Source organism: Rhizobium sp. BK112, from assembly GCF_014193215.1.
Classification (GTDB): domain Bacteria; phylum Pseudomonadota; class Alphaproteobacteria; order Rhizobiales; family Rhizobiaceae; genus Rhizobium; species Rhizobium anhuiense.
Genome location: NZ_JACHYZ010000015.1, coordinates 61,050 through 78,932, shown reverse-complemented (window position 1 = coordinate 78,932; position 17,883 = coordinate 61,050). Strand labels below are relative to the sequence as shown.

13 protein-coding genes are annotated in these 17,883 nt (G+C 62.0%); 10 read left to right on the top strand and 3 right to left on the bottom strand.

The window, feature by feature from the left end:
* Positions 1 to 10: 10 nt before the first annotated feature.
* Genes FHT75_RS30125 through FHT75_RS30105 form a run of 5 tightly spaced genes read left to right on the top strand, consistent with a single transcriptional unit; the run spans position 11 to position 5,618 of the window.
* Positions 11 to 1,105 (top strand): glycoside hydrolase family 105 protein, encoded by a 1,095-nt coding sequence (locus FHT75_RS30125; protein WP_029867880.1) that lies wholly within the window; start codon positions 11 to 13, stop codon positions 1,103 to 1,105.
* Positions 1,102 to 2,466, top strand: coding sequence for a glycoside hydrolase family 28 protein (locus tag FHT75_RS30120; RefSeq protein WP_029867879.1), 1,365 nt, complete (start codon positions 1,102 to 1,104; stop codon positions 2,464 to 2,466). Before FHT75_RS30125 ends, FHT75_RS30120 begins: the two co-directional genes overlap by 4 nt.
* The gene (locus FHT75_RS30115) at positions 2,454 to 3,560 is read left to right on the top strand and encodes an ABC transporter ATP-binding protein (RefSeq protein WP_063473551.1); all 1,107 of its coding nucleotides are present in this window, start codon (positions 2,454 to 2,456) and stop codon (positions 3,558 to 3,560) included. The genes FHT75_RS30120 and FHT75_RS30115 overlap by 13 nt, the downstream gene beginning before the upstream one ends.
* A 2-nt stretch (positions 3,561 to 3,562) precedes the next feature.
* Complete coding sequence (locus tag FHT75_RS30110; protein WP_063473552.1) at positions 3,563 to 4,558, top strand: carbohydrate ABC transporter permease; 996 nt, start codon at positions 3,563 to 3,565, stop codon at positions 4,556 to 4,558.
* A gap of 13 nt (positions 4,559 to 4,571) precedes the next feature.
* On the top strand, positions 4,572 to 5,618 hold the full coding sequence (locus FHT75_RS30105; protein WP_176707322.1) for a carbohydrate ABC transporter permease: 1,047 nt from the start codon (positions 4,572 to 4,574) through the stop codon (positions 5,616 to 5,618).
* Between the two features lie 262 nt (positions 5,619 to 5,880).
* On the opposite strand, the gene FHT75_RS30100 is transcribed toward FHT75_RS30105, so the two are convergent.
* Positions 5,881 to 6,930, bottom strand: a complete 1,050-nt coding sequence (locus FHT75_RS30100) for a LacI family DNA-binding transcriptional regulator (protein ID WP_244604831.1) — start codon at positions 6,928 to 6,930, stop codon at positions 5,881 to 5,883.
* A 102-nt stretch (positions 6,931 to 7,032) separates the two neighbouring features.
* Positions 7,033 to 7,665, bottom strand: coding sequence for a TetR/AcrR family transcriptional regulator (locus FHT75_RS30095; protein ID WP_029868247.1), 633 nt, complete (start codon positions 7,663 to 7,665; stop codon positions 7,033 to 7,035).
* Positions 7,666 to 7,778: 113 nt separating this feature from the next.
* Here FHT75_RS30095 and FHT75_RS30090 point away from each other — a divergent pair, with 113 nt between their 5' ends.
* From FHT75_RS30090 to FHT75_RS30070, 5 genes are all read left to right on the top strand, one after another.
* On the top strand, positions 7,779 to 8,852 hold the full coding sequence (locus tag FHT75_RS30090) for an efflux RND transporter periplasmic adaptor subunit (RefSeq protein ID WP_063473553.1): 1,074 nt from the start codon (positions 7,779 to 7,781) through the stop codon (positions 8,850 to 8,852).
* Positions 8,849 to 9,934, top strand: coding sequence for an efflux RND transporter periplasmic adaptor subunit (locus tag FHT75_RS30085; RefSeq protein ID WP_029868245.1), 1,086 nt, complete (start codon positions 8,849 to 8,851; stop codon positions 9,932 to 9,934). Before FHT75_RS30090 ends, FHT75_RS30085 begins: the two co-directional genes overlap by 4 nt.
* Positions 9,931 to 13,002 (top strand): efflux RND transporter permease subunit, encoded by a 3,072-nt coding sequence (locus tag FHT75_RS30080; protein ID WP_097631273.1) that lies wholly within the window; start codon positions 9,931 to 9,933, stop codon positions 13,000 to 13,002. Before FHT75_RS30085 ends, FHT75_RS30080 begins: the two co-directional genes overlap by 4 nt.
* 76 nt (positions 13,003 to 13,078) lie before the next feature.
* Positions 13,079 to 14,248 carry an alpha/beta hydrolase gene (locus tag FHT75_RS30075; RefSeq protein WP_168332709.1) on the top strand — a complete coding sequence of 390 codons (1,170 nt, stop codon included), beginning with the start codon at positions 13,079 to 13,081 and terminating at the stop codon, positions 14,246 to 14,248.
* Between the two features lie 150 nt (positions 14,249 to 14,398).
* On the top strand, positions 14,399 to 15,850 hold the full coding sequence (locus FHT75_RS30070) for an NCS1 family nucleobase:cation symporter-1 (protein ID WP_183845424.1): 1,452 nt from the start codon (positions 14,399 to 14,401) through the stop codon (positions 15,848 to 15,850).
* A 66-nt stretch (positions 15,851 to 15,916) separates the two neighbouring features.
* On the opposite strand, the gene FHT75_RS30065 is transcribed toward FHT75_RS30070, so the two are convergent.
* A complete protein-coding gene (locus tag FHT75_RS30065) occupies positions 15,917 to 17,800 on the bottom strand; it encodes a methyl-accepting chemotaxis protein (RefSeq protein ID WP_183845425.1) in 1,884 nt (627 codons plus the stop codon).
* Positions 17,801 to 17,883: the final 83 nt, after the last annotated feature.

Here is a 17,883-nt window from a genome sequence, read left to right as displayed (position 1 = left end):
GTCTCCAAGCATGAACACAACATCTGTCGATAACGCCGCTCTCCTGACGACGATCGATCGCGTTGCAACGGCTTTCAGCCGGCTCAAGGGCATCAAGGAAGGTCTCGTGACCGGAAATTCCGCCTCGGGAATCCAGTTCGACGAATGGGACTGGGAAGTCGGCGTCGGTCTTTACGGTTTCCTGCGGCGCGCCATTGCCACCGATGACCAGAAAGCGCTGCAGGAGCTTGTTGCCTGGTATGCCGGCCAGATCGAACGCGGCCTGCCGCCGCGCCAGATCAACAGCACGGCGCCGATGCTGCCGCTTGCGATCCTCGTCCAGCATGTCGACCGTCCCGATTTTCGCGCTCTTGTCGAGGACTGGGCCGAATGGCTCGTCAAGGAATTGCCGAAGACCGAAGACGGCGGTTTTCAGCACGTCGTCAAGGAGCGCCTCAACGACGGCGAATTGTGGGACGACACGCTTTTCATGGCCTGCCTGTTTCTCGCCCGGGCCGGCGTGCTCTGCGAACGCAGCGACTGGATCGACGAGGCCGTCTATCAGTTCGTGATCCACACCCGCTACCTCTCCGATCCGGTCAGCGGCCTCTGGTATCACGGCTGGACCTTCAACGGGCGGCACAATTTCGCCAATGCCTTCTGGGCGCGCGGCAATGCCTGGATCACCGTTGCCATCCCCGAGCTCTTCGATCTCGTTCCGACGCTCGGCGAGAAGGACCGGCGTTTTCTGTCGAACGTCCTCGTCAGCCAGGTGCGCTCGCTGAAGGAATGCCAGCGGCCGGACGGGATGTTCACGACGCTTCTGGACGACCCGTCCTCGCCGCTGGAAACCTCGGCCACGGCAGGCATTGCCTATGGCATATTGCGCGCCGTCGATGCCGGCATTCTCGACGATAGCGACAAGGCCTACGCGGAGCGGGCGCTTGCGGCAGTGCTGGCGCAGATAGACGAGGAAGGTGTGGTCCACGGCGTCTCGGACGGCACGCCGATGGGGCATGACCTCGATTTCTACAGGCGCATCCCGAACGTGCCGACGCCTTACGGCCAGGCGCTGACCATGCTGTTGCTGACGGAAGTCGTCCTCGAGAACGGCGATCGCCAATGAGCCCCGTGTCTCTTGTCGCGATCGAGCCGGCGGAGGGCGACGATACGGTCCGCCTGCAGGCGGCCATCGACGGCCTGTCGGCTTCGGGCGGCGGACGCGTGGAGCTCATGGCCGGCATCCATGTCTGCCGGGGGCTCCAGCTCAAGTCCGGCATCGACCTTCATCTGGCCGCCGGCGCGATCCTGCGTCCCGTTGCGGATTACGAGGCCTATGCGCATACGAGTGTTTCGGTGATCGCCGAAAAGTCGGACCGCGGCATGATCGTCGCTAGGGATGCACGGCGGATCAGCCTGACGGGGGCGGGGCGCATCGAAGCCGGTTGCGACAGCTTCATCGTGGGAGACGACGAGACCGTCGGAACCTTCATTCCGGCCGAGTTTCGTCCGCGCGTCGTAGTATTCGAGGGCTGCGACGAGGTCGAGATCAGCTCTGTCCATATTAGCCGCTCGCCGATGTGGACGCTGCATTTCGTCAATTGCACCGATGTCGTCGTCAGCAACGTAACCATCGACAACGACCGTCGCCTTCCCAACACGGATGGTATCGTGCTGGATGCCTGCCGCGGCGCCGTGATCGAGGACTGCCGGATATCGACGGCCGACGACGGCGTATGCCTGAAGACGAGCATCGGCCCCGATCGTGTCGCCATCGGACGATGCGAAAACATTCTTGTCCGCCGCTGCTCCGTTCAGAGCCTCAGCTGTGCGCTGAAGATCGGCACGGAAACCCATGGCGACGTCACCAACGTCGTGTTCGAGGATTGCAACGTCTCATCCTCCAACAGGGCGCTCGGCATATTTTCCCGCGATGGCGGCCGGATATCGAATGTGAGGTTCTCGCGAATTGCGGTGGAATGCCGCGAGACCCCCGATGGTTTCTGGGGCTCAGGCGAGGCGCTGACCGTCAATGTGGTTGACCGCATCGCGGAGCGCACGGCAGGCGCCATCGAAAATCTCATCGTCGAGGATATCACCGGCCGGATGGAGGGGGCGATCACGGTCATTTCGACCTCGTCGGCCGGCATCCGGAACGCATCATTGGCGCGTATCGCCATCGACCAGCAGCCGGGGCAACTCGGCACGGCACGATCCTACGACCTGCGCCCGACGAACGCCGACCTTTCCCCGAAAGCCGATGGCGGCGGCCGCGCCAATGCCTGGACCCGCGGGTCGGACGGGCGGGTGATCGGCCTTGAGAACTATCCGGGAGGAATGCCGGCCGTCTACGTGGCTGATGTCACCGGGATCTTGATGAACGAGGTGCGGATCACAAGACCGACACCGCTGCCGCAAGGCTGGAACAAAAACGACGCCGTCTTCGAAACGGCGGCACCTGATGGGAGTGGGGCATGGCAGAACTGAAGCTTTCCAACGTCAACAAGTCGTATGGCTCTGTCAAAGTCCTGCATGACGTCGAGCTCGATATCAAGGACGGCGAGTTCGTCGTCTTCGTCGGTCCGTCGGGATGCGGCAAGTCGACCCTGTTGCGCGTCATCGCCGGTCTCGAAGAGGTGACGACGGGCGCAATCGCGATCGGGAGCCGCGACGTCAGCGCGCTCTCGCCGGCCGAGCGCAAGATCGCGATGGTCTTCCAGTCCTATGCGCTCTATCCGCATATGAGCGTTCGCAAGAACCTCGCTTTCGGCCTGGAGAACCTGAAGTTCAAGCGCGCCGAGATCGAGGCGCGGATTGCCGAAGCCGCCAGGATGCTGGCGATCGAACCCTACCTGGACCGGCGTCCGAAGCAGCTTTCGGGCGGCCAGCGTCAGCGCGTGGCGATCGGCAGGGCCATCGTGCGCGAACCGGACATTTTCCTCTTCGACGAGCCGCTGTCGAATCTCGACGCCGCCTTGCGCGTCCAGACCCGCGCCGAGATCACCAAGCTCCACCGCGACATCAAGACGACGATGATCTATGTCACCCATGACCAGGTCGAGGCGATGACGATGGCCGACAAGATCGTCGTGCTGCGCGCCGGGCGGGTCGAGCAGGTCGGCGCGCCGCTGGACCTGTTCGATAGCCCACGCAATCTGTTCGTCGCCGGCTTCCTCGGTTCGCCGCGCATGAACATCATCAAGGGCAAGGTTTCAGGCATCGGCGAAAACGGCGTCGCCATCGATGTCGGCAACGGCGGCAAAATCGTCAGCGATGTCGATCCTGCGGGGATTGCCGTCGGGCAGGCCGTTCTCGCCGGCATCCGGCCCGCGCATTTTTCACGCTCCAGCGAGCAAGGTCTGCCGTTCATCGTCCAGTATCACGAGGGCCTCGGCACAGAAACCTATGTCTACGGCAACCTTGCAGGCCAGGATGAGCAGATCATCATTCATGAGGCCGGCCATTTCGCGCCGGCGCCGGGTGATCACATCCTGATCGACGCCGCCCCGGGACGGGTTCACCTGTTCGATCCCGAAAGTGGCCTGGCTTTTGCCCGGCGGCCCGGACAGGGGAGGCGCTGAACATGGCGGCGCTCAAGGCAGGTGCATTGCTGTCCCAGGCAGGCGAAACGGCGATGCGGGTGGTCGAAGCCCCGATGAATGTGGTCGAGCGCATCTTCGGCCGCAAACGCATGCCATGGCTGTTCCTGGCGCCGAACCTCGTTCTGTTCGCCATTTTCACGTTCCTTCCGATCGCGATCGCGATCGGTTACGCCTTCACCGGCGGCACGAACCTTTTCGTCTCGGAGCGGCCCTTCGTCGGCCTGGATAATTTCCGCACACTGCTTTCCTGCGGCAATTATCTGCAGCCGGGAACCTGCCAGGAATCGCTGTTCTGGACGGCTGTGTGGAACACGCTCTGGTTCGTGGCCCTCAATGTCGTCGCCACCTTGCTGGTGGCGCTGATCACGGCACTGATCCTCAATCGGGCGATTGTCGCGCGCGGCTTCTTCCGGGCGATGTTTTTCTATCCCGTTCTGCTGTCTCCCGTCGTCATCGGCCTCATCTGGAAATGGTTCCTCGATCGCAACGGGCTCCTGAACGCCTTCTTCCAGATGATCGGCGTTCCCCCTGAGATCTTCCTGCTCGACGTCGGCTGGTCACGCTTCTTCGTCGTCGTGGTCTCGGTCTGGTTTCACATGGGTTTTTATACCCTCATCCTGCTCGCCGGCCTTCAGGCTATTCCGAAGGAGCTTTACGAGGCTGCCTCCATCGATGCTGCTTCACCGCGCCGCACGCTTTTCAGGATCACGCTTCCCCTGCTGGCCCCGAATCTCTTGGTCGTGTTCATTCTTTTGATGATCAAATCGGTCCAGATCTTCGACGAGGCCTGGGTTTTGACCAATGGCGGCGGTCCCGGCACGGCCAACAGCTTCATCGTGCAATATATCTACCAGATGGCATTCGGCAGCGATCTCCGTCTCTTCGGTCTCGCATCCGCCGCATCGGTTCTGATGGGGCTGGTGCTTCTGGTCCTCACCCTCATACAGCTGCGCATCGGCAAGCGAATGGAGTCCTGAGATGAACAGCCGTATGAATCCGATCAGTTTTCTCACGCGCACCCGCCGGGCCGGACGCATCGATATAACCGACATATTGTCATGGGTCTGGCTGATCGGCGGAACCTTCGCGGTGCTGGTTCCCGTCCTCTGGGCGGGCCTCTCCTCGCTGAAGCCGGCGGCCGAAATTACCCGGTTTCCACCGACCCTGCTTCCCCGGGCCGCCGTGGAGCAGACCGTACCCGGCTTCGACAAGCCGCTCAGCCTCTGGCAGGTCACCGTTGACGGCCAACAGCGCGAAATGGCCATGGTTCGGCGCATCGGCCTCAAGGCCCAGATGGTCGACCCCGCAAATCCGGGACAGCCCGTCAGCGTCGACGTGAAGGGGCTGACGCCGGTGCAGAAGCTGACGGTCGCCACGGAAAATTACACCGATCCGCTGACGCGCTTCAACTTCCTGACCTTCCTCAAGAATTCGGTCTTCGTCACCTTCGTCGCAACGCTGCTGACGCTGATCGTCAACGCCATGGCGGCCTTTGCCCTGTCGAAATACAAATTTGCAGGCGACACCGCGGTCTTCGTCATCATCATTTCAACCCTGATGATCCCGCTCGCCGTCGTCATGGTGCCGGCCTATCTCGTTATCGTCGGGGTCGGGCTCGCCGATAATCTCTGGGGCGTCATCCTGCCGACGGTCGCCTCTCCGACCGCCGTCTTCCTGCTGCGGCAATATATGCTGACCATACCCGATGAGCTGATAGAGGCGGCGCGCGTCGATGCGGCGAGCGAATTCTGCATCTTCTGGCGTATCATCCTGCCGCTGACGGCGCCGGCACTGGCGGTGCTGGCGATCTTTTCCGTGCTCTGGCGCTGGAACGATTTCCTCTGGCCGCTCATCGTCCTCAACAGCCGCGAGAATTTCACGCTGCAGGTCGGTCTGAACGCGTTCCAGGGCGAGTTCTCTGTGCAGTGGCATTATATCCTGGCAATGACGTTCCTCAGCCTGCTGCCTGTCACGGTCGTCTTCCTGTTCCTGCAGAAGTACATCACCACAGGCATTGCCGGAACAGGGATGAAGTGAACGGCAAGGCGGGGAGAAAGATCTCCTCGCCCCGTCGGAGAACCCATACTGCGTCTTCCTCCCGACTGAAGCGCGTCGCATTGAACTTGTTTCATGCGGCGCGCTTCGGTCTTTGTTGTGCGAGGCCCCCAAGGCGGCCGGCCATTTTTCGAGCGACACGCACCGTCGCCTAGGCACAGAGGTTCGCACGTGATCGCCTGGATCTCTCCAATTCCGTTTTACGAAAATGCCGGGAATTCAGCCTAGTGCCCGGAACTAGACATTAGCGCGGCGGCGCGACGCTACCCCTCAAGACGAGATGGCATCCGAGCTCCAGGCGATGGGCCGGCCGCTGCGGGTCGTTGGCGATCAGCCGCTGCTCGATGAGCGCCAAAGCGGCGGCGCCGAGCCTGTCGGTGGGAACGCTGATCGTCGAAAGCGGCGGACGGCTGAATTCGCCGGGGACGATGTCGTCGAAGCCGAGGACGGAAATCGCTTCGGGCACACGGATGTCGCGATCGGCCAAGGCCTTCAAACAGCCGAGCGCCAGATTGTCGGCGGCGCAGAAGACGGCCGTCGCTCCTTTCATTGTGGGATCGCGGTCGAGCAGCGCGTTGATGGCAGCCTCGCCATGCCTCGGCTCATATCCTTCGGCCTCGACGATCATATCCTCCGGCACGGGAAGCTGAGCGGCGAGATAGGCATCGGAAAAGCCGTCATACCGGCGCTGGATCGTGGTGCGGCCCTTCCAGGTCAGGTGCAGGATGCGGCGATGCCCGAGCCCCAGCAGGTGCTCGATGCCGAGCCGCGCGCCGAAACGGTTTTCGGGCGTGACCGTATCGACCAGCATGGCTGGATCCTCGCCGTTAACGAGGACGACGGGCATGTCGGGGAAGGCGAGGCTTCGGATCAGTTCCGGCTGATCGTCGTTCAGGATCACGATGCCGTCGGCGCGCTCCGTGAGCGCGATCTGCCTGACCTGAGCGCCGTCGATGCGTCGGCCGGTGCTGACGAAAGGCACGATCCTGATGCCGCGGCGCTCGCACTCCCGTCGAAGGCCGTTGAGGATCGTCCAGCTCACCAGGTTGAGATCGCTCTGCGGCGCGGCGTCGTCGGGAATGGCAAGCAGCAGAACGCGCAAGGCCGCGATCGTCGCCTTCTTCCTCCGGCGGTCGAGGTAACCCAGGCGTTTGGCCGAGTCGAGAACCCTCTCGCGCACCTCGATCGTCAGCGGCGCGGTTCCGTTCAGCGCGTGCGAGGCCGTGCTCAGCGACACGTCGGCATCGCGCGCGACATCCTTGAGATTGACTTTGCGTTCCACTTTTTCCGTCACGAATTGAGGCTATGCCTTCGAAGGCATCGCTAACTCGATGTTTTCACATAAAAACTTGAGAAAAGCTATGCGCTTTGCGCGGTATTTTTCGTCATTCTGTGATCAGTGAGGCTTGGCCAGCAGGCCGTGCAGCAGCAGGTCGAAATAGGCCCGCAGGAAGGCCTCCTTGTTGGGGGGCGGCTCGCGGCGGTCGTCGAATATAAGCCTGAGAACCGTCGTCGTCAGGATGGGTGCGACCACGATGTCGGAGAATTCCACCGGAATTGCCCGAAATTCCCCCGACGCCACGCCCTCCAGAATGAGGCCGTCGACCTTGGCGATGATCGGCGCAATGAACTCATCATGGTGGCGGTCGATCAGGTCGGGAAACCGCTGCCCTTCGGATATGACGAGCCGCGTCAATTCGCGGGTCGTGCGATCCTCGGCAATTTGCTCGTAAAGCAGGCCGAGAATGGAAAGCAGCCTGTCGGTAGCGCTGCCGCTGAGGCCCTCGGCCGTCTCCAGCAACTCCTGAAACGGCACGGAGAAATGGTGGATCATCGCTTCGAAAAGCTTCTCCTTCGTCTCGAAGTAGACATAGACCGTGCCTTTGGTGACGTTGACCCTTTCGGCGATGTCTTCCACACGCGTGCCCGAAAAACCGCTTCTGACGAATTCTTCGAAGGCCGCATCCAGGATCTGGATGGGCCGCAGCGCTTTCTGTTCCGCGCGTGTGAGTTTCTTCGGAGTTGCCATTTTTTTCCTTGCCTCCCGTGTCGTGCGCGCCTCGTCCCCTGCGGCACAAAGTTTCATTGACTAATGCGTCAGTCAATTATATAGCAGCTGCCGTTGAGAGCAAGAGGTCAACTATGAGAACCATTCTGGTCGCCACAGCGATCGTATGCGCCATCGGTCTCGGATCATGCAGCGATGCGGGCGGGCCGACTGAGTCCACCCCGCGGCAGGTCACCGTCGTCGTCGCCAAACCCGAGCCGCTGGTTGAGGGCGGTGCGATCACCGGGGAAGTTCGCGCACGTGTCCAGACCGATCTGTCCTTCCGTGTCAGCGGCAAGATCATCGAACGGCTGGTGGAAGTCGGACAGTCCGTGAAGGCGGGGCAGTTGCTGGCGCGGATCGATCCGGAAGAGCAGAAGGCCGAACTGGATGTGGCGGCTGCCAATCTTCAGTCGGCTGAAGCCCAGCAGACCCAGGCACAGCTCGCCTATGACCGTCAGCAGAGCCTATTTCGAACGCAGGTGACGACGCGCGCGGCGCTCGACCAGGCGCAGGAGGCGCTTCTGACCGCGCAGGCATCGACGAAGTCGGCGCAGGCGCTGTTGGAAACGGCTCAGGACACTTTGTCCTACACGGAGCTGAAGGCGGATGCCGACGGGATGATCACCGCCCGCAATGCCGAGGTCGGGCAGGTGGCGCAGGCCGCGCAGGTCGTCTTCACCCTTGCCCATGGCGGCGACCGCGATGCCGTCTTCGAGGTGGTCGAAAGCGCGTTCCTACGCCCGATCGACGGCGACGGAACTGTGACCCTTCTGTCGGACCCTTCACAGAAGATCGCGGCGAAGGTGCGCGAGATTTCGCCGACCATCGATTCCTCCACCGGAACCATCAAGGTCAAGGTTGCGATATCGAGCGACGCGCCCATTCCCCTCGGCGCTCCCGTCGTCGGGAGATTCAATTACGTCTCGCAGAACGTCATCCAGCTTCCCTGGTCCGCCATGACGTCCAAGGACGGCAAGCCGGCCGTCTGGATCGTCGATCCCGCATCCTCTGCGGTTTCGGCAAGGGCTGTGGATGTCGCCGGCTACGAGACCGGCAGCTTCATCGTCAAATCAGGCGTGTCGGCGGGTGACGTCGTGGTGACCGACGGGACCAAGTTCCTCAGGCCGGCTGAAATCGTGTCTTATGTCAAGGAAGCTTCCAAGTGAGTATTCGTCCCAAGATAGTCGCCCTGATGATGGGTACGGCCCTGATTTCCTCCTGCACGAAGCAGGAGGAAAGCAAGGAGGATGCGCCCCGTCCCGTGCTGTCGATGACAGTCAAACAGACGTCCGTTTCGAGCCTCAGCCTGACCGGCACGATCGAACCGACGATCGAGACCGAACTCGGCTTCCGGATTCTCGGGCGGATGATCGCCCGCAATGTCAATGTCGGGGATATCGTCAAGCGGGGCGACGTCGTCGCCGCCATCGATCCGCTGGCGCTGGAGCTTGCCGTGCGTAACGCACAGTCGGACGTGGAGAACAGCGACGCCCAGCTCAGAAACGCGGTGACCACGGAGCAGCGCCAGCGGGCGCTGGTGGAGTCGCGTTCCGGCACGGAAGCCTCGCTCGAAGAGGCCGAGCAGGCGAGACGGACGGCCGCGGCCGCCGTCGCCAAGGCGCAGGCCAACCTCGACAAGGCCAAGGAGCAGCTCGGCTACGCGCAGCTTCAGGCGGAATTCGATGGCGTGGTGACGGCGACCTCGGCCGAGGTCGGACAGGTCGTCTCGGCCGGCCAGACGGTCGTGACCATCGCCCGGCCGGACAGGCGCGACGCCGTGGTCGATGTGCCACAGGCAGCCGCCCAGAAACTGAAAATCGGCGCGCCTTTCGAAGTGACGCTGCAGCTCGATCCGACCATCCGCACATCCGGGGTGGTGCGCGAGATCGCGCCGGAGGCGGAGACCGCCACCCGCACGAGCAGAACCAAGATCGCGCTCAGCGATCCGCCTGAAACTTTCAGGCTCGGCTCCGTCATCTCGGCCTCGGCAACCATTGCCGCCGATCCGCAGATCGTTCTGCCTTCCTCTGCCATCCTTGTCGGCAGCGACGGCCCGAGCGTCTGGATCGTCGACGCGCCGGCCAAAAAGGTATCGCTGCGCCGCGTGACGATCGACGGCGACGTCGAAGACGGCGGTACCGTCCGCGTCACCGAAGGGATCGCCGCTGGAGAACGGGTGGTCGTGGCAGGCGTGCATAAACTTGAAGATGGCCAGACCATCAGGATCGACCAGGAGATCAGCCAGTGAAGTCCTTCAACCTTTCCGACTGGGCGCTCGAACACCGTTCGCTCGTCTGGTACTTCATGATCGTCTTCATTCTCGCAGGCACCTTCTCTTATCTGAACCTCGGCCGCGAGGAAGACCCGAACTTCACGATCAAGACGATGGTGATCACCGCCCAGTGGCCCGGCGCCTCCGCCGAAGAGGTGACGCGGCAGGTGACCGACAGGATCGAGAAAAAGCTCCAGGAACTGGAATCGCTCGACTACACCAAGAGCGAGACCGTTGCCGGCCAGACGACCGTCTTCGTCGAACTGCTGCCGACGACCAAGGCCAGGGATGTCGCACCGACCTGGCTGCGCATCCGCAACATGATCGCCGACATCAAGGGCGATTTCCCGAGCGGGGTCGTCGGTCCCTTCTTCAATGATCGCTTCGGCGACGTGTTCGGCAATATCTACGCCTTCACGAGCGACGGACTGACCCAGCGGCAGCTTCGCGATCTCGTCGAAAATGCCCGCTCCGAGGTTCTGACCGTGCCCAACGTCGGCAAGGTCGATGTGATCGGCGCTCAGGACGAGGCGATCTATCTGGAGTTCTCCACGCGCCAGATCGCAGCACTCGGCATCGACCAGCAGTCGGTCATCCAGACCCTGCAGGCGCAGAATGCCGTCACCCAGTCCGGCTTCGTCGATGCCGGGCCGGAGCGCATCGCCCTGCGGGTGAGCGGACAGTTCACTTCCGAGGAAAGCCTCCGGACGATCAACCTCAGGATCAACGACCGCTTCTTCCCGTTGACCGATGTCGCCACGATCAAACGCGGCTACGTCGATCCGCCCTCGTCGCTGTTCCGGTTCAAGGGCCAGCCCGCCATCGGGCTTGCCATCGGCATGAAGCAGGGCGCCAATCTCCTGGAATTCGGCGAGGCGCTGGACGCACAGATGAAGCGCGTCGTCGCCGATCTTCCGATCGGCGTGGACGTCCACCGCGTTTCCGACCAGCCTGCCGTCGTCGACGAAGCGGTGTCCGGCTTTACCCGCGCACTCTTCGAAGCAATCGTCATCGTGCTCGTCATCAGCTTCATCAGTCTCGGTCTTCGCGCCGGCATGGTGGTGGCGATCTCCATACCTCTCGTGCTCGCCATCACCTTCGTGGTGATGGAATATTCCGGCATTTCGCTTCAGCGTATCTCGCTCGGCGCGCTCATCATCGCGCTCGGACTGCTCGTTGATGACGCGATGATCGCCGTCGAGATGATGGTTGCCCGCCTGGAGGCGGGCGACGATCTCAGGAAAGCCGCCACCTACGTCTACACGTCGACCGCCTTTCCGATGCTGACGGGAACGCTCGTCACCATCGCGGGCTTCATTCCGGTTGGTCTCAACAGCAGCGCCGCCGGCGAATTCACCTTCACGCTGTTCGTGGTCATCGCGGTGTCGCTGATCGTTTCCTGGGTGGTGGCGGTGTTGTTTACTCCGCTTCTCGGCGTCACGATCCTGCCGAAGACCATGAAGTCGCATCATGAGAAGAAGGGGCGCTTCGCCTCGATCTTCTCCTGGCTTCTGGGGCTGGCGATGCGCTGGCGCTGGGTCACCATCATCCTCACGGTCGGCGTCTTCGGCCTTTCGGTCGGCGGCATGGGGCTGGTGCAGCAGCAGTTCTTCCCGAACTCGGACAGAACCGAGCTCGTGATCGACTGGAATCTTCCCCACAACAGCTCGATCGCCGAGACCAACAGGCAGATGGCCAAGTTCGAAAAGGAGATGCTGGCCGACAATAAGGATATCGATCACTGGACGACCTATGTCGGCCAGGGTGCGCCCCGCTTCATCCTGTCTTTCGACGTGCAGACACCCGATGTCACCTTCGGACAGACGATCATCGTCACGAAAGGGCTCGAGGTGCGCGACAAGGTGCGGGCGGAGCTGCAGGACTATCTGACAAAAACCTTCCCCGGCACCGACGCCTTCGTGAAGCTTCTCGACATCGGCCCGCCGGTGGGCAAGCCGGTTCAGTACCGGATCAGCGGCCCCGATATTCAAAAGGTTCGCGACATCTCGCAGCAATTTGCCGGCGTCGTCGGCTCGCATCCGCTGCTGTCGAACATGGTCCTGGACTGGAACGAGCCGTCCCGCGTGGTGAAGGTCGACGTGCTGCAGGACAAGGCGCGCCAGCTCGGCGTTTCCTCGGAGGATATTGCCACCGCCCTCAACGGCATCGTCGAAGGCTCGACGGCAACGCAGGTCCGCGACGATATCTATCTGGTCAACGTCATCGGGCGAGCCAGGGCATCCGAACGGGACTCCATCCAGACGCTGCAGAACCTGCAGCTTTCCACCTCCAACGGCAAGGTCGTGCCTCTTTCGGCCGTGGCGAACTTCCGCTACGAACTCGAGCAGCCGACGATCTGGCGTCGTGACCGGCAACCCACCATCACGCTCAAGGCTGCCGTCATCGGTTCGACACAGCCGGCCACCATCGTCGACCAGCTGAAGCCGAAGGTCGAGGAGTTCCAGAAGAACCTTCCGGTGGGATACAAGGTGGAAGTGGGTGGCGCGGTCGAATCCAGCGCGGAAGCCCAAGGGCCGATCGCTGCGGTCGCTCCGCTGATGCTCTTTACGATGGCGACGATCCTGATGATCCAGCTGCAGAGCTTCAGCCGTCTCTTCCTGGTGTTCGCCGTCGCGCCGACGGCCCTGATCGGCGTGGTCGCAGCACTCTTGCTAAGCAACGCCCCCATGGGCTTCGTCGCGATCCTCGGCGTGCTGGCGCTGATCGGCATCCTGATCCGCAACTCGGTTATCCTGGTCGTCCAGATCGAGCATCTGCGCAGCGAAGGAATGGCGCCATGGAAGGCGGTCATCGAGGCCACCGAACACCGCATGCGGCCGATCATGCTGACGGCCGCCGCCGCCACCCTCGCGCTGATCCCGATCTCGCGCGAAATCTTCTGGGGGCCGATGGCCTACGCCATGATGGGCGGCATCGTCGTCGGCACCGCGCTCACCCTGCTGTTCCTGCCTGCGCTCTATGTCGCCTGGTTCCGGATCCCGCGCGATGAAGACGTCCAGGCCGACGCCGTTGCAGAAGCATGAGCACGCGTGTCCCCGAATATCGCATGCGGCCGCCAGGGCGGCCGCTGCATCTCCTGGTCTCCGAGGGGACGGCTCGATGACGGAACTGCGTTTGAAATGGCTTCCGAAGGGCGCGCCGCCGATGCTGGCCACGATCGGTCTGGCAGTGCTCGCCGGTTGCGCCACGAGGCCCTCGCCAGAGGTCTTGAACCCGGTCCATCTGGCGGTTCATCGCGATGAAGCCTCTCATGCGGATGACGTCGCACCGGATCGCGTGAGCGTTCTTGCCGCGACCAACAGAACTCCCGACAGTGTGCGGGGCGGCTTCGGCAGTGCATGGGCTGACAATCTCACCTACGAGCAGTACGCATTTTCGGTCCCTTCCGGCAGGAAGAATACCGCCATCACTTACCCCAGCGCAAAACCGGATCCCGAACGCCAATTTGCGGTCGTCGAGCGCAAGCAGCTGCCGAAGGACGCCTTCGTGCATCAGGCGCTCGCCTCCGTGCAACCCGACGGCACCGTCGGCATCTTCGTGCATGGCTACAACTACAGCTACCAGGAGGCGCTCTATCGCACCGCCCAGATCGCCGCGGACGCCAACATTCCGGGTGCACCGATCCTATTTTCCTGGCCCTCGGCTGCGGCCGTTGCCGGCTATGTCGCCGACCGGGATGCGGCGCTCTCCTCGCGCAGCGACCTCGACGCCCTCGTCAGATCGCTTTCGGCTTCGGGGAAGGTGAAACGCATCATTCTTTTCGGCCACAGCATGGGCGGGTTCCTGGTCATGGAAACGGTGCGTCAGCTCAAGCTGGAACATCGCGATGACGTCATCGCCAAGCTGGCGGTAATCCTGGCCGCCCCTGACATCGACGTCGATGTCTTCCGATCCCAGCTGAAGGATATCGGGCGCATGCCGCTCCCGATATCCCTTCTCGTATCGAAGGACGACCGGGCGCTCGTGGCTTCGAGTTTCATCGCGGGGGAGCGGCCGCGCGTCGGGCGCCTCGATATCGACGATCCCGTCATCGAGGAGGCTGCCTTGAAGGAAAGGCTTCGGGTCATCGACATCACTTCGATCCAGGCCTCCGACGGGCTGGGGCATGATCGCTATGCATCGCTCGCCAAGTTCGGCGCGCAGCTCGCCTCCTTCGAAAGCGGGCGGCGTTCGACCGCCGGTGATGTTGGTGCCTATGTCTTCGATGCCGCCGGCGCCGCGGTGGCAAGTCCGTTTCGCCTGGCCGGACGTGTCGTCGGCGCGCAATGAATGGACTGAAGCAAGAGCCGGCGGCGATGGCTAATCCTCAGGCATCGCCAAGAGATGTGTACAATGTGACTATCAAATTGTCAGATGCCCAAATGAAGAGCAGACTTCCGCCTGTGGTCAAATTGACCTCGAGGATATGGGAGGGCATTCATGAGCGTACGAAATCCGTCTCCCTCGTTGTATAACGAGGATCTTGCACCCGCCGAGGAGCGCAAATGGGGTGCATTCAGCATCTTCAATGTCTGGACATCTGATGTCCACAGCCTGTGGGGCTATTATCTGGCGGCGAGCCTGTTCCTGCTGTGCGGCAGCTTCGTCAATTTCGTCATCGCCATCGGCATCGGATCCCTCGTCATCTTCTTTCTGATGAGCCTGGTCGGCAATGCCGGCGTGCGTACCGGCGTACCCTTTCCGGTTCTGGCGCGCGCCTCCTTCGGCACATTCGGGGCGAATGTTCCGGCACTGGTCCGCGCGGTGGTCGCCTGCTTCTGGTATGGGGCGCAAACCGCGGCCGCGTCCGGCGCTATCGTCGCCTTGCTGATCCGCAACGAAAGCCTGCTCGCCTTCCATCAGAACAGCCACCTGCTCGGCCACTCGACCCTCGAAGTCATCTGCTACGTCATCGTCTGGGGTTTGCAATTACTGATCATCCAGCGGGGGATGGAAACGGTTCGCAAATTCCAGGATTGGGCCGGTCCCGCCGTCTGGATCATGATGCTGATCCTCGCAGTCTATCTGGTCGTCAAATCCGGCACCTTCTCTTTCGGTTCCGAAATCCCGCGCGAAGTGCTGATCGAGAAGACCAAGGATGCCGGCGTGCCGGGTGAACCCGGCTCGATCGCGGCGCTTGCCGCCGTGGCGGCCACCTGGATCACCTATTTCGCGGCGCTCTACCTGAACTTCTGCGATTTCTCGCGCTATGCCACGAGCGAAAAGGCGCTGCGGAAAGGCAACCTCTGGGGGCTGCCGATCAATCTCCTGGCGTTCTGCCTCGTCGCGGGTGTTACGACCACGGCCGCCTTCACAGTCTATGGCGAGGTCTTGCTACATCCCGAAATGATATCGGCGAAATTCGACAGCTGGTTCCTGGCGCTGCTTGCGGCGCTGACATTTGCGATCGCAACGCTCGGCATCAACGTCGTCGCGAACTTCGTGTCGCCGGCCTTCGACTTCGCCAATGTCTTCCCGCGGCAGATCAACTTCAAACGCGGGGGATATATCGCCGCCCTGATCGCTCTCGTGCTTTACCCGTTTGCTCCCTGGGAGACGGGTGCGGCGCATTTCGTCAATTTCATCGGATCGACGATGGGGCCGATCTTCGGCATCATGATGGTGGACTATTACCTTATCCGGAAAAGCCAGCTGAATGTTGAGGCGCTCTACCATGAGAATGGCGAGTTCCGGTTCCAGAGCGGATGGCACGGCAGCGCCTTCGTCGCATTTGCCGTGGGGGCGCTGTTCTCCTCGATCCTGCCGACCTTCACGTCCATCCTTCCGGACTGGTGGGGCACCTACGGCTGGTTCTTCGGCGTCGCCATCGGCGGGGCGATCTATTTCGTGTTGAGAATGGGCGCGCGCCGCAATCCCGCCTTCGCGTCATGACCGAATGAAAAGGCGCCCGGCAATTGCCGGGCGCCTTTCATATCCGATTTCCTGCCGCCATGTGTTTTAGCGGCGTGCGGCGACCGCATGCATGGTTGAACGGGCAGAGGGCTGCGCCATCGTTCTGGCCGTCGAGCGAAGGGCTGCGGACTGGCTGGAGGCCCCATCGTCGAGCCTGAACTGGGCGATAAGTTCGCGAAGCTTCTGGGCTTGCTGCGCCAGCGAATCGGATGCCGCCGTCGACTGTTGCACCATGGTCGCATTCTGTTGCGTCGTCTGGTCCATCCGGTTGACCGCAACATTGACTTCGCTCAGCCCGATGGACTGCTCTTTCGCAGAGGTGGCGATCGAATCCATATGGTGATTGATCTGGGTGATGAAGCCGCCAATGGTCTTCAGGGCCTGGCCGGTATCGCGCACCAGCTTGACGCCGCTTTCCACTTCCTTCGAGGAGTTCTGGATCAGGCCCTTGATTTCCTTGGCAGCGCTTGCCGAGCGCTGTGCGAGTTCGCGCACTTCCTGGGCGACCACGGCAAAGCCCTTGCCGGCCTCGCCGGCTCTTGCCGCTTCGACGCCGGCATTGAGCGCCAGAAGGTTGGTTTGGAAGGCGATTTCGTCGATGACGCTGATGATGTTGGAAATCTGCTGCGACGAGGTCTCGATCCGCTCCATCGCCTCTTCGGCGTGGGAGACCACTTCCGCGGAGACCCCGGCACTGCGATTTGCCTCCGTGGCGACCGTACGCGTCTCCTCGGTTCGCTTGCTGGAGTTCGATACGTTTGCCGTGATCTCTTCCAGCGCTGCCGCCGTCTCTTCGAGCGAGGCCGCCTGCTGTTCCGTACGCTTCGAAAGATCGCTCGCCCCTGAGGAGATTTCCCGCGTGCCTTCGTCGATCGTGCCGATGCTTTCGGAAATTGCTCTCAGCGTCGCGCCAAGCTGGTTGACGGACTGGTTGAAGTCATGGCGCAGCGCCTCGAAGTCGGGGGCGAAGGCCTCGTTGAGCTGGAAGGCGAGGTCGCCTGCGGCCAGTCGCTTCAAACCGGCGGCGAGACCCGAGGTGGCGATGCGCAGCCGCTCCGAGGCGTCGGCTTCCGCCTGCTGCTGAGCGGCAATGCGATCGCCTTCCGCCCTGTTGCGGCTTTCCTCGGCTTCCGTTTCCATGCGCTTGTTCGTGATCGCGGCCTGGCGGAAGATCTCCACCGCGCCCGCCATCGATCCGATTTCGTCGGCGCGGTCGGCAAACGGAATCTTCGAAGCGGTGTCTCCCTCGGCCAGCCGCCGCATCGCGGCGGTGATGCCGGTAATCGGGTTGGCGATGCCGGTCAGCACGAAGGCGACGGCGCCGAGAACGAGCAGTCCTGCAACGCCGATTGTGGCAAGCAGGTAGAATTCTATGGAGTCGAAGGTTTCCTCGCTGAGTTCGGCAGCCTTGTTGCTGCCGCTGACGTCCAATTCGACCAGGGTCGTGGTGGCTTCCTTGAGCTTGTCCGAATAGGAGCGCATCTCCCCGCCCAGATATTGCCCGGCTTCTTCGGTCTTGTTGGCGCGGGAAAGGGCGAGCAACTGCGAGCTGCTGGCGATGTAGCCTCCAACGCTCTCTTTGATCGTCTTGATCAGGTCGCGCTCGTGCTCGGATGAAGCCAGCGAAAGATAGGCGTCCACCGATTTGCCGACGGTATCCTCGGCGACTTTGATGGCCTCTTCGCGGGTTTTCTTTTCCGCATCCGATTGCGCGATGATGTGATCACGATAGGCAAGGCGCAAATTCGTCATGGCGAGATTGATCGCCTGGGAAGCCTGCACGCTCGGCAGCCAATGGGCAGCAATTTCTTCGGTGGAGCCGTTCGTCTTTCGAAGGCCGTCGACCGCGAGATAGGCGACAAGGCCGAAAAGAAGAGCTATGCCGCTGAAAATCAACAGCAAACTCGATTTTATGTTTGGACGACGCATTGAAAGTCCCCATCGAAGGTCCGGCCTCATACCGGTTTGGCTGAGAACTTTTGTATCGAAAAAAATTTAACGATTTGTTCCGG